Consider the following 12,703-nt stretch of genomic DNA (forward strand, 5'->3'; position numbering starts at 1 on the left):
ACGCACTCTCGCCGCACCGGCCGAAAGCCCGAGTACGTCCAGTACGAGGGCTTCCGGCCGGCACACCGAGAGCACGCACCGGACGCCGCTCCTCAGCGGGCAGACCGTGGCTGACGCGGCACTGGGCCGGGACGGATGGGCTACGTCACCCGCAGCTCCAGGATCCGGTCGTCCCCGTCCTTCGGGTCGCCCCGGCCGTCCGTGTTGCTGGTGACCAGCCACAGCCGGTCGCCGCCCGCCGGCACCACCGTGCGCAGCCGGCCGTACTCGCCCTCCAGGAAGGCCTGCGGCTCGGCCGAGGCCTCGGTGCCGTTCAGCGGGATGCGCCACAGCCGCTTGCCGCGCAGGCCCGCCATCCAAACCGACCCCTCGGCGTAGGCGATGCCGCTGGGGGAGGCCTCGGCCGTGGTCCACTGGTCGATCGGGTTGTGGAACTCCCCGTCGTCGGACCGGCCCTCGGCCTCCGGCCAGCCGTAGTTGTCGCCCGGCTTGATCGCGTTGAGCTCGTCCCAGGTGTCCTGGCCGAACTCCGAGGCGAACAGCCGCTGCTTGCCGTCCCAGGCCAGGCCCTGCACGTTGCGGTGGCCGTACGAGTACACGGGCGAGTCCGGGAACGGGTTGCCCGGCGCCGGCTCGCCCTCCGGGGTCAGCCGGAGGATCTTGCCGCCCACGGAGTCCCTGTCCTGGGACAGGCCGGTGTCGCCGCTCTCGCCCGTGCCCACGTACAGCATCTTGTCCGGGCCGAACTGGATGCGGCCGCCGTTGTGGATGAAGCCCTTGGGGATGCCCCGGAAGACCGTGTCGGGCGCGCCGAGCTGCTGGCCGGAGGGCTTCTGCCCGTCGTAGATCATGCGGACGATGCGGTTGTCGGAGGCCGAGGTGAAGTACGCGTAGACCATGCGGTCCGAGGCGTAGTCGGGGGACAGGGCGATTCCGAGGAGGCCGCCCTCGCCCGCCGCGGATACCCCCGGTACCTCACCCAGTTCGGTCTTCTGGCCGGTCTTCTCGTCGACCCGGACGATCGTCCCGTCGTCCCGGGAGGACACCAGCAGGCCGCCGCCCGGCAGCGGCGCCAGGCCCCAGGGGGAGTCCAGCCCCTCGGCGACGGTACGCACGACCTTCACCGAGCCCTTGGCGGGAGGTGTCTCCTCGGCGGCCTGGCGCGGCGGCGCGGACGACCCCGGTGCGCTACGGCTCGGGGAGGCGCCCCCGTCGGTGCCCGACGACCCTCCGCCGTCGGACGAACACCCGGCCGTCAGCAGGAGTGCGGCGGCGGCCAACACGGTCGGCACGGCTCGACGTTGCACGATCATGGTCCCTTCGACGGGGCGGGTCCTCTCCCTGTCATACACCGCTCGCGGCTCCCAGGTTCCCGATCACGCAACGCCGAACCGGGAACACGGGGTTTGCCCGAAACGCACCGGGCGGAACCGGGCCTCAGTCCCACGACCCCCGGGCGGGGGGCAGCTCCGCTATCTCCTTCAGATCGCCGGGGGACAGGCGCAGTGACGCCGCGGCCGTGTTCTCCGTGACCCAGCGCTCCTGCTTCGTGCCCGGGACCGGGACCACGTGCGGGCCCTGGGCCAGCGCCCACGCGAGGGCGACCTGGGCGGGCGTGACGTCCGTGCCGTGCCGGCGGGCCACGCGGCGCAGCCCAGCGACGACCGGCTGGTTCGCGGCCATCATCTCGGCCGTGAAGCGGGGGTGCCGGGCGCGCGGGTCGTCCGCCTCGAAGCCCGCGCCGGGCCGCAGCCGGCCGGTCAGGAAGCCGTTGCCCAGCGGCATCGCGGCGAGGAAACCGACCCCCCGCGTCCGGCACCAGGGCAGCAGGGTCTCCAGCGCCTCCGGCGACCACACCGACAGCTCCGCCTGCACCGCGCTGACCGGGAAGACCTGCTGCACCCGCTCCAGTTGCCGGATCGTCCCGTCGTGCAGCCGGGCCCCGGCCCGGCGGCCGGCCCGCGCGCCCACCGCGCACAGGCCCAACGCCCTCACCTTCCCGGCCTGGACGAGCTCCGCCATCGCGCCCCAGGTCTCCTCGACCGGCACCTCGGGGTCGGCCCGGTGCAGCTGGTAGAGGTCGATCACGTCCGTCTGGAGCCGCCGCAGCGACGCGTCGCAGGCCCGCTTCACGTATCCGGGGCGGCCGTTGGCGACGATGTGCTGGTCGCCCACGAGCAGCCCGACCTTCGTCGACACGAACGCGTCGGACCGGCGCTCCTTCAACGCCCGCCCCACCAGCAGCTCGTTGGTGAAGGGGCCGTACATGTCGGCCGTGTCCAGCAGGGACGCGCCCAGGTCGAGCGCCCGGTGCACCGCCCTGAGCGACTCGTCGCCGCGCCGCCTCGACGCGTTGTAGGCCCAGCTCATCGGCATGCACCCGAGTCCGACGGCCCCCACCGCGAGCGCCGCCGCGCCGATCGTCCTGCGCTCCACCTGGTCGTGACCCTCCCTGTTCGAGCCACCCCAACCTAACCTCTGCCGTCGCACGCTCCTGACATAGCCTCCAGAGCATGACTGCTGACGTGTGGCTGCCCATCCCGCCGGACGAGATCGACGGACTCCCCGAGGGCCCGGACTACCGCTTCTGGAACGGCGGGGAGGACTTCCCCGCGGACCCGGCCGACTGCGCCTTCTACGTCGTCCCCTACATGAAGCCCAGCCCGTTGTGCGTGCGTCCCCTGGGGCGGATGAGCAAGGTCCAGGTCGTGCAGACCCTCTCCGCCGGGATCGACCACGTGGAGCCGGGGCTCGGGCAGCTGCCCGCGGGCGTGCGGCTGTGCAATGCGCGCGGGGTGCACGAGGCCAGCACCGGCGAGCTCACCCTCGCGCTGATCCTCGCCTCGCTGCGCGGGATCCCCGACTTCGTGCGCGCGCAGGACCGGGGGGAGTGGCTCGGCGGCTTCCGGCCCGCCCTCGCCGACAAGAACGTCCTCATCGTGGGATACGGCTCGATCGGCGAGGCCATCGAGGACCGGCTCGTTCCGTTCGAGGTGGCGCGGGTGGCGCGCGTCGCGCGCTCCGAGCGCACCACGGCGCGCGGTCCGGTGCATCCGCTCACCGAACTCCCCGCGCTGCTGCCGGAGGCGGACGTCGTCATCCTGTCCACGCCGCTCAGCGAAACCACCCGCGGCCTGGCCGGAGCCGACTTCCTGTCCCGGATGAAGGACGGCGCGCTCCTGGTCAACGTCGCCCGTGGCCCCGTCGTCGACACCAAGGCCCTGCTCGCCGAGCTGGAGACCGGCCGCATCACCGCAGCCCTCGACGTCACCGACCCGGAGCCGCTGGCGCGCGAACACCCCCTGTGGCGTGCGCCGGGGGTACTCATCAGCCCGCACGTCGGCGGACCCACCTCCGCGTTCCTCCCGCGCGCCAAGCGGCTCCTGGTGGACCAGTTGAACCGTTATGTGAACCGGGAGCCGCTCCGCAACGTGATCCTTACGACGGGTGCATCAACCGACTGAGACACCTTCGAGTACCGTCCGCAATCCTCCGGGTGCGGTGGGTACTCATATATCTGTTGATCGTCACGGAGCGTAGAGAACCTATGTCCCTGAGTGACGAGACTGGTGTATCGTCCCGACAGGGGCAGCGCCGGGGACCGTTCCGGCGCCGGGGATGGACACTTCGGACTGTGAGGGGGGCGACAGGCGATGCACGGCCTTTGGACGAGCGATCCGACGGGGCGGGGCTGCCGGCGGCGACCCTGGCGGACGGCCGCGGGAAGCCGCGGACGGCACGCCGATCACGTCGGCCACCACACCCGCCACGGCAAACGCCACAGCGGGCACCACAGCGAACAGAGCCATCACCACCGCAGGCCCGGCAGCCGCAGGAGGCATGACCAGCCGGCCCGCCGGGACCCGCGGGGCCCGGGAGCGCGGCGGACCGGGAGGGTCCGGTGAGCGCGCCCCCCACCCCCACGCTGGACGGAGCGCTGCGGGCTCAGCCTTCGTCCCCGGGCGCGCTGCTGCCCCGTACGCAGGTCACCGGCCACCGGCCGGGCCTGGCCCTCCAGCTCGTCCTCACCCTGGTCTGCGCGGGATACGCCGCCGGTGCCGCGTTCGGCTGGGGCTCGACCGAGCTGGCCCTGATCATGGGCGACTTCGGGCTCAGTGCCGCGGCCGGCACCGCCGCCGTCTCGTGCTTCCTCTACGCCCGCAGCCGCCGCCCCGGGTTCCGGCCCGCCTGGCTGCTGTTCGGCCTCTCCTCGGCCATGGCCGCCCTCGGCAACCTGGTCTGGGGGTGGTACGAGGTGGTCCTGGGGCTGCCCGTGCCCAGCCCCAGCTACGCCGACCTGTTCTTCCTCTGCTTCGCGCCGCCCGCCATCGTCGGACTGCTCGTGCTCGCCAAACGGCCGGTCACCAAGGCCGGCTGGGTCTGCCTGGGGCTGGACGCCTGGCTGATCGGCGGCTCGCTGCTGACGCTGGCCTGGAGCCTCGCCCTCGCCCAGGCCGCGAAGTCCGAAGGGCCGGGCGTGGCGCACACCGCGCTGTCGCTGGCGTACCCGCTGCTCGACATCGCGCTGGTCAGCATGGTGCTCGCCCTGCACTTCAGGCGGTCCGCGGTGAACCGCTCCGCCGTCAACACCGCTATCGGCGCCCTGGCGCTGACCGTGATGTGCGATGCCCTGTTCACCTCGCCGCTCATGCACCACGACTACCGCTCCGGCCAGCTGCTCGACGCCGGCTGGTTCGCGGGCTCGCTGCTGCTGGCGTACGCCCCGTGGGCCGGGCCCCGCGCGGAGGCCGACCGGCACGGCACCGACCGGCACGGCGCCACGGGCCACACCCGCGTGGTGCACGAGCACGTGCCGGGACAGCGCAGCGGCCCCCACCCCCTCGTGCCCCTGCCGGGCGCCGACCACAGCCGGTACCCGGCCGCCCGGCCCATCGCCGGCTCCCTGGCCGCGCTCACGCCCTACCTCGCGGCCGCGGTGTGCACCCTGGGGATCCTCTACAACGTCCTCAACGGCCGCAGCGTCGACCGTGTGGTCCTGCTGACCGGGGGCACGGTCGTGCTCGCGCTCGTCGTGCGCCAGGGCATCATGCTGCTCGACAACATCACCCTCACCCAGGAACTGGCGCAGAAGGAGAACCACTTCCGCTCCCTGGTGCAGGGGTCCAGCGACGTCATCATGATCGCCGCACCCAGCGGTGTCCTGCGCTACGTCTCCCCGGCGGCCGCGGGGGTGTACGGCCGTCCCGCGGAGGAACTGGTGGGCACGGAACTGGCCCACCTCATCCACCCCGAGGACCTGGGCTGCGTCGTGCACGAGGTGCGCCGGTTCCTCGCCGCCAACCCGGTCGAGGAACCCACCACGCGCATCGAGTGCCGTTTCCGCTCGGGGGACGACGGCTGGCTGAACGTCGAGTCGACGGTCAACCGTCATCACGGCGGCCTCATCTTCAACAGCCGCGACGTGACCGAAAGAGTGCGGCTCCAGGCCCAGTTGCAGCACAACGCCGAGCACGACCCGCTCACCGACCTGCCCAACCGCGCCCTGTTCACCAAGCGCGTCCAGCACGCCCTCTCGGGCCGCCGGGCCTCCGACCGGGGCGTGGCCCTGCGGAACACGGCCGTGCTGTTCATCGATCTCGACGGCTTCAAGGCCGTCAACGACACCATCGGGCACCAGGCCGGGGACGAACTGCTCGTCCAGGCCGCCCGCAGGCTCCAGGACTCCGTCCGGCACGGCGACACCGCGTCCCGGCTCGGCGGGGACGAGTTCGCGGCCCTGATCGCCGGGGACAACACCCGCGACCGGGACGCCCGGGAGCGGCACATCCTGGAGCTCGCCGACCGCCTCAGGACGACGCTGTCCCAGCCCTACCTCATCGACGGCAACGATGTCCGCGTCAACGCCTCCATCGGCGTGGCCTTCGCCGAAGCCGGCCTCGGCGCGGGCGAACTGCTGCGCAACGCCGACCTGGCCATGTACCGGGCCAAGGCCGGCGGCAAGGGCCGGGTCGAGCTGTACAAGCCGCAGATGCAGCAGGACGTCGCCCGCAAGGCCGAGCTCGCCACCCGCCTGCGGGCCGCCCTGCACGACGGGGAGTTCGCCCTGCTGCACCAGCCGGTGGTGTCCCTGGAGGACGGCCGGATCACCTCGGTGTCCGCGCAGGCGCGCTGGCGCTCCTCGCAAGGGGTGCTCTTCACCCCGGCGGAGTTCCTGCGCGTGGCCGAGGACGGCGACAAGACCGCCGAGCTGGGCCGGTGGCTGATCGAGGAGGCCGTCGGGCAGGCCGCCGAGCGGCACGCCACCGGGCTGTCCGTACCGGTCGTGGTGCGGATGGGTGCCCGCAGACTGCTGGACCGGTCGATGCCGCTAGGCACGATCGAGGCGCTGCTCACGCGGCACGGGCTTCCGTCCGGCTCGCTGATCATCGAGCTGTCCGATGCCGACCCCAGGGTCTCGCTGGACGAGCTGGAGCGGCGTCTGGGCGCCCTGCGGCGGGTCGGTGTCCGGATCGCGCTCGACGGGTTCGGCAGCGGCTACGCGGCGATCACGGCCCTGAGGCGGCTTCCCGTCGACGTCCTGAAGCTGGACCGTGGTCTGGTCGAGGGTGTCGTCGAGTCGGCGCGCCTGCACAAGATCACCAGCGGGCTGCTGCGCATCGCGGGCGACCTCGGGCTGAAGTCCGTGGCCGAAGGGGTGGATCTGCCCGAGCAGGTCGTCGCCCTGCGCGCGATGGGCTGCACGCACGGGCAGGGCATGGCCTTCTCCGGGCCGCTCGACGAGTACCGGCTGCGCCGGGCCCTCGTCGGCGGCCGCTATCCGGTGCCCGACGGGCCGGTCGAACCGGCGTTCGCGGGTGGCGCCCCGCGGGTGTTCACTTCGGGTGTGTCCGCCGTCATCGGAGGCGGTACGACCCTCCGCTCACATAATGAGACTCCCGTCCCACCCACTTGACAGTGAGTGCGTGCCGGGGGGAGGGTCAGTGCCATGCGCACCCGAATTCTCGTACTTGGAAAGCGCGTCGGCTGACGCTGAGCCTCGACCGCTCAGCGACCCCACCCGGCGCGCTCCCCTCGCTTGCCTTATGGCACGAGGGGTTTTTTGTTGCACAGGCGCCTCTCGTGCAACAGCCGAAGACCGTACAAACCTCGCAAAAACCCTCAGCATCTGAGAAGAGAATGCCGATGACCGAGCAGGCCACCGGGGCCCACCACCCGCAGCCCCGGCCCCGATCCGGAGGACACTCCGCCCCCGAGCAGGTGACGGGCGCGCAGTCCCTCATCCGCTCTCTCGAGGAGGTCGGCGCCGACACGGTATTCGGCATTCCCGGCGGTGCGATCCTCCCGGCCTACGACCCGCTGATGGACTCCACCAGGGTGCGCCACGTCCTGGTCCGGCACGAGCAGGGCGCCGGTCACGCCGCCACCGGCTACGCGCAGGCCACCGGAAAGGTCGGCGTCTGCATGGCCACCTCGGGCCCCGGCGCCACCAACCTGGTCACCCCGATCGCCGACGCCCACATGGACTCCGTGCCCCTGGTCGCGATCACCGGCCAGGTGGCCTCCAAGGCGATCGGCACGGACGCCTTCCAGGAGGCGGACATCGTCGGCATCACCATGCCGATCACCAAGCACAACTTCCTCGTCACCAAGGCCGAGGACATCCCGCGGATCATCGCCCAGGCGTTCCACATCGCCTCCACCGGCCGCCCCGGCCCGGTCCTGGTCGACATCGCCAAGGACGCCCTCCAGGCGAAGACCACGTTCTCCTGGCCGCCGGCCATGGACCTGCCCGGCTACCGCCCGGTGACCAAGCCGCACGCCAAGCAGATCCGCGAGGCCGCCAAGCTGATCACCCAGGCCAAGCGGCCGGTGCTGTACGTCGGCGGCGGCGTGCTCAAGGCCAAGGCCACCGCCGAGCTGAAGGTCCTCGCCGAGCTGACCGGCGCGCCCGTCACCACCACGCTGATGGCGCTGGGCTCGTTCCCCGACAAGCACCCGCAGCACCTGGGCATGCCCGGCATGCACGGCTCGGTGGCCGCCGTCACCGGTCTGCAGAAGGCCGACCTGATCGTCGCCCTCGGCGCCCGCTTCGACGATCGCGTCACCGGCAAGCTGGACAGCTTCGCCCCGTTCGCCAAGATCGTCCACGCGGACATCGACCCGGCCGAGATCGGCAAGAACCGCGCCGCCGACGTGCCGATCGTCGGTGACGCCCGCGAGGTCATCGCCGACCTGATCCAGGCCGTCCAGAAGGAGCACAGCGAGGGCCACCGGGGCGACTACAGCGCCTGGTGGAAGGACCTGAGCCGCTGGCGTGACACCTACCCGCTCGGCTACGACCAGCCCGACGACGGCTCGCTCTCCCCGCAGCAGGTCATCGAGCGCGTCGGTCAGCTCGCCCCCGAGGGCACGATCTTCGCGGCGGGCGTCGGCCAGCACCAGATGTGGGCTGCGCACTTCATCGAGTACGACAAGCCGGGCACCTGGCTGAACTCCGGCGGCGCCGGGACGATGGGCTACGCCGTCCCGGCCGCCATGGGCGCCAAGGCCGGGGCCCCCGAGCGGGCCGTCTGGGCCATCGACGGCGACGGCTGCTTCCAGATGACCAACCAGGAGCTCACCACCTGCGCCCTGAACAACATCCCGATCAAGGTCGCCGTCATCAACAACGGCGCCCTCGGGATGGTCCGCCAGTGGCAGACCCTCTTCTACAACCAGCGGTACTCCAACACGGTCCTGCACTCGGGCCCGGAGGACGTCAACCCCGAGGCCCGCGGCACCCGCGTCCCCGACTTCGTGAAGCTGTCGGAGGCCATGGGCTGCTACGCGATCCGCTGCGAGTCCCCGGACGACCTCGACAAGGTCATCGAGGAGGCGAACTCGATCAACGACCGCCCGGTCGTCGTCGACTTCATCGTCCACGAGGACGCGATGGTCTGGCCGATGGTCGCCGCCGGCACCTCCAACGACGAGATCATGGCCGCCCGGGACGTCCGCCCCGACTTCGGCGACAACGAAGACGACTGAGAGCCACCCAGGACTTTCAAGCAGAGGAAGCAGATCATGTCCAAGCACACGCTCTCCGTCCTGGTGGAGAACACCCCCGGCATCCTCGCCCGGATCGCCGCCCTGTTCTCCCGCCGCGGCTTCAACATCGACTCGCTCGCGGTCGGCGTCACCGAGCACCCCGACATCTCCCGCATCACCATCGTCGTCGGCGTGGAGGACCTGCCGCTGGAGCAGGTCACCAAGCAGCTCAACAAGCTCGTCAACGTGCTGAAGATCGTCGAGCTGGAGCCGTCGCAGGCGGTGCAGCGCGAACTCGTTCTGGTGAAGGTGCGCGCCGACAACGAGACGCGCTCCCAGATCGTCGAGATCGTCCAGCTGTTCCGCGCCAGGACCGTCGACGTCTCCCCGGAGGCCGTCACCATCGAGGCCACCGGATCCGGCGAGAAGCTGACCGCGATGCTCAAGATGCTGGAGCCGTACGGCATCAAGGAGCTCGTCCAGTCCGGCACGATCGCGATCGGCCGTGGCGCCCGCTCCATCACGGACCGGTCGCTGCGCGCCCTGGACCGGTCGGCGTAAGACGGAAAGCGGGCGGTCGGCGCGCCGTCGGCCGCCCGTATTCCGAGACCCTCAGACTTCCCTTCCGCCCCCCGTCATACGGTGGGACGCAACACCTGCACTCCCGAGGAGAGAACCCAAAGTGGCCGAGCTGTTCTACGACGCCGACGCCGACCTGTCCATCATCCAGGGCCGCAAGGTCGCGGTCATCGGGTACGGCAGCCAGGGCCACGCCCACGCGCTGTCGCTCCGTGACTCGGGTGTCGACGTCCGCGTCGGTCTGCACGAGGGCTCCAAGTCCAAGGCCAAGGCCGAGGAGCAGGGCCTGCGCGTGGTGAGCCCGTCGGAGGCCGCCGCCGAGGCCGACGTCATCATGATCCTCGTCCCGGACCCCATCCAGGCCCAGGTCTACGAGGAGCACATCGCCCCCAACCTGAACGACGGCGACGCCCTGTTCTTCGGCCACGGCCTGAACATCCGCTACGGCTTCATCAAGCCCCCGGCCGGCGTCGACGTCTGCATGGTCGCCCCGAAGGGCCCGGGCCACCTGGTCCGCCGCCAGTACGAGGAGGGCCGCGGCGTTCCGTGCATCGCCGCCGTCGAGCAGGACGCCACGGGCAACGGCTTCGCGCTGGCCCTGTCGTACGCCAAGGGCATCGGCGGCACCCGCGCCGGCGTCATCAAGACGACCTTCACCGAGGAGACCGAGACCGACCTGTTCGGTGAGCAGGCCGTCCTCTGCGGTGGCACCGCGGCGCTGGTCAAGGCGGGCTTCGAGACCCTGACCGAGGCCGGCTACCAGCCGGAGATCGCCTACTTCGAGTGCCTGCACGAGCTGAAGCTGATCGTGGACCTCATGTACGAGGGCGGCCTGGAGAAGATGCGCTGGTCGATCTCCGAGACCGCCGAGTGGGGCGACTACGTCACCGGCCCGCGGATCATCACGGACGCCACCAAGGCCGAGATGAAGAAGGTCCTCGCCGAGATCCAGGACGGCACCTTCGCGCAGCAGTGGATGGACGAGTACCACGGCGGCCTGAAGAAGTACGGCGAGTACAAGAAGCAGGACTCCGAGCACCTGCTGGAGACCACCGGCAAGGAGCTGCGCAAGCTCATGAGCTGGGTCGACGAGGAGGCGTAAGCCTCACGGCCGAAGGGGCCGGAGTATCCCGCTCCGGCCCCTTCGGCGAACTCCGGGTAACGTCGGTGGTACGGCGTTGTCCATCCCGTCCGGCCACGGACGGGTGATCCTTCCGCAGCGGCACAAGACGACGCCAGGTGCGCCACTAGACTGCTGCACACATACGCGTCAGGCCCACAGCGTCGTGCGTCTTCCACGCGGCCTAGCGACACCGGAGTAGTGCAGGCACGCCCCCACGCCGCCCGGCACGCGCTCTCACCGCACCGGCCGAAGGCCCTAGTAGCTCCGCGCTACGAGGACCTCCGGCCGGCACGGCGAGAGCACGCACCGAACGACGCGGGAGCGCACCCGCACCACTCCGGCGCCGCTCCATCCCTCCACCGCCTGCGGCCGTCGGGACGGCCGTCCGCAGCACTGGACTTGTGAGGACTCACGTGAGCTCGAAACCTGTCGTACTCATCGCTGAAGAGCTGTCGCCCGCCACCGTCGACGCGCTGGGCCCGGACTTCGAGATCCGGCACTGCAACGGCGCGGACCGTGCCGAGCTGCTCCCGGCCATCGCCGATGTGGACGCGATCCTGGTCCGCTCGGCCACCAAGGTCGACGCCGAGGCGATCGCCGCCGCGAACAAGCTGAAGGTCGTCGCACGAGCCGGCGTCGGCCTGGACAACGTGGACGTCTCCGCCGCCACCAAGGCCGGCGTGATGGTCGTCAACGCCCCCACCTCGAACATCGTGACCGCCGCCGAGCTGGCCTGCGGTCTGCTCGTCGCCACGGCCCGCAACATCCCGCAGGCCAACGCCGCGCTGAAGAACGGCGAGTGGAAGCGCAGCAAGTACACCGGCGTCGAGCTGGCCGAGAAGACCCTCGGCGTCGTGGGCCTCGGCCGCATCGGCGCGCTCGTCGCGCAGCGCATGTCGGCCTTCGGCATGAAGGTCGTCGCCTACGACCCCTACGTGCAGCCCGCCCGCGCCGCGCAGATGGGCGTCAAGGTGCTGTCGCTGGACGAGCTGCTGGAGGTCTCCGACTTCATCACCGTCCACCTCCCCAAGACCCCCGAGACCCTCGGTCTGATCGGCGACGAGGCGCTGCGCAAGGTCAAGCCGAGCGTGCGCATCGTCAACGCCGCGCGCGGCGGGATCGTCGACGAGGAGGCGCTGTACTCCGCCCTCAAGGAGGGCCGGGTCGCCGGTGCCGGTCTCGACGTGTACGCGAAGGAGCCCTGCACGGACTCCCCGCTCTTCGAGTTCGACCAGGTCGTCGCCACCCCGCACCTCGGTGCCTCCACCGACGAGGCGCAGGAGAAGGCCGGTATCGCCGTGGCCCGCTCGGTGCGGCTCGCCCTCGCCGGTGAGCTGGTGCCGGACGCCGTGAACGTGCAGGGCGGCGTCATCGCCGAGGACGTCAAGCCGGGTCTGCCGCTCGCCGAGCGCCTGGGCCGGATCTTCACCGCGCTCGCCGGTGAGGTCGCGGTCCGCCTCGACGTCGAGGTGTACGGCGAGATCACCCAGCACGACGTGAAGGTGCTGGAGCTGTCCGCGCTCAAGGGCGTCTTCGAGGACGTCGTCGACGAGACGGTGTCCTACGTCAACGCCCCCCTGTTCGCGCAGGAGCGCGGGGTCGAGGTGCGTCTCACCACCAGCTCCGAGGCGACCGAGCACCGCAACGTCGTCACGGTGCGCGGCACCCTCGCCGACGGCGAGGAGGTGTCGGTGTCCGGCACGCTGGCCGGCCCGAAGCACCTCCAGAAGATCGTCGCCGTCGGTGACTACGACGTGGACCTCGCACTCGCCGACCACATGATCGTGCTGAAGTACGAGGACCGCCCCGGTGTCGTCGGCACGGTGGGCCGCATCCTCGGTGAGGCGGGCCTCAACATCGCCGGTATGCAGGTGTCGCGGTCGGTGGCCGGAGGCGAGGCGCTGGCGGTGCTGACTGTGGACGACACGGTGACGGCGACCGTACTGGCCGAGGTGGCCGCGGAGATCGGGGCGACCTCGGCCCGGTCGGTGAACCTGGCCTGACCTTCCCGGG

8 protein-coding genes are annotated in these 12,703 nt (G+C 71.2%); 6 read left to right on the forward strand and 2 right to left on the reverse strand.

The window, feature by feature from the left end; all coding sequences use genetic code 11:
- Window positions 1–140 precede the first annotated feature (140 nt).
- Together AB0E85_RS07615 and AB0E85_RS07620 are read right to left on the reverse strand one after the other, a co-directional pair.
- A complete protein-coding gene (locus tag AB0E85_RS07615) occupies window positions 141–1,313 on the reverse strand; it encodes a PQQ-dependent sugar dehydrogenase (RefSeq protein ID WP_361923717.1) in 1,173 nt (390 codons plus the stop codon).
- 124 nt (window positions 1,314–1,437) lie between these two features.
- The gene (locus AB0E85_RS07620; protein ID WP_361923719.1) at window positions 1,438–2,436 is read right to left on the reverse strand and encodes an aldo/keto reductase; all 999 of its coding nucleotides are present in this window, start codon (window positions 2,434–2,436) and stop codon (window positions 1,438–1,440) included.
- A gap of 77 nt (window positions 2,437–2,513) precedes the next feature.
- Here AB0E85_RS07620 and AB0E85_RS07625 point away from each other — a divergent pair, with 77 nt between their 5' ends.
- The 6 genes from AB0E85_RS07625 to serA all read left to right on the forward strand — a co-directional run bounded on the left by AB0E85_RS07625 (window position 2,514) and on the right by serA (window position 12,693).
- Entirely contained in the window at window positions 2,514–3,464 is a 951-nt protein-coding gene (locus tag AB0E85_RS07625; RefSeq protein ID WP_361923721.1) for a 2-hydroxyacid dehydrogenase, read from the forward strand.
- 437 nt (window positions 3,465–3,901) lie between these two features.
- Entirely contained in the window at window positions 3,902–6,913 is a 3,012-nt protein-coding gene (locus AB0E85_RS07630) for an EAL domain-containing protein (RefSeq protein WP_361923723.1), read from the forward strand.
- Window positions 6,914–7,137: 224 nt separating this feature from the next.
- Entirely contained in the window at window positions 7,138–8,988 is a 1,851-nt protein-coding gene (locus tag AB0E85_RS07635; protein WP_361923725.1) for an acetolactate synthase large subunit, read from the forward strand.
- A gap of 36 nt (window positions 8,989–9,024) precedes the next feature.
- The gene (gene ilvN, locus AB0E85_RS07640) at window positions 9,025–9,549 is read left to right on the forward strand and encodes an acetolactate synthase small subunit (RefSeq protein WP_361923727.1); all 525 of its coding nucleotides are present in this window, start codon (window positions 9,025–9,027) and stop codon (window positions 9,547–9,549) included.
- A gap of 121 nt (window positions 9,550–9,670) precedes the next feature.
- On the forward strand, window positions 9,671–10,669 hold the full coding sequence (gene ilvC, locus AB0E85_RS07645; protein ID WP_184564627.1) for a ketol-acid reductoisomerase: 999 nt from the start codon (window positions 9,671–9,673) through the stop codon (window positions 10,667–10,669).
- A 434-nt stretch (window positions 10,670–11,103) separates the two neighbouring features.
- On the forward strand, window positions 11,104–12,693 hold the full coding sequence (serA, locus tag AB0E85_RS07650; RefSeq protein ID WP_033313244.1) for a phosphoglycerate dehydrogenase: 1,590 nt from the start codon (window positions 11,104–11,106) through the stop codon (window positions 12,691–12,693).
- The last annotated feature ends 10 nt before the right edge of the window (window positions 12,694–12,703 follow it).

The sequence above is a fragment of the Streptomyces sp. NPDC029044 genome (assembly GCF_040637495.1).
In the GTDB taxonomy this organism is placed as follows: domain Bacteria; phylum Actinomycetota; class Actinomycetes; order Streptomycetales; family Streptomycetaceae; genus Streptomyces.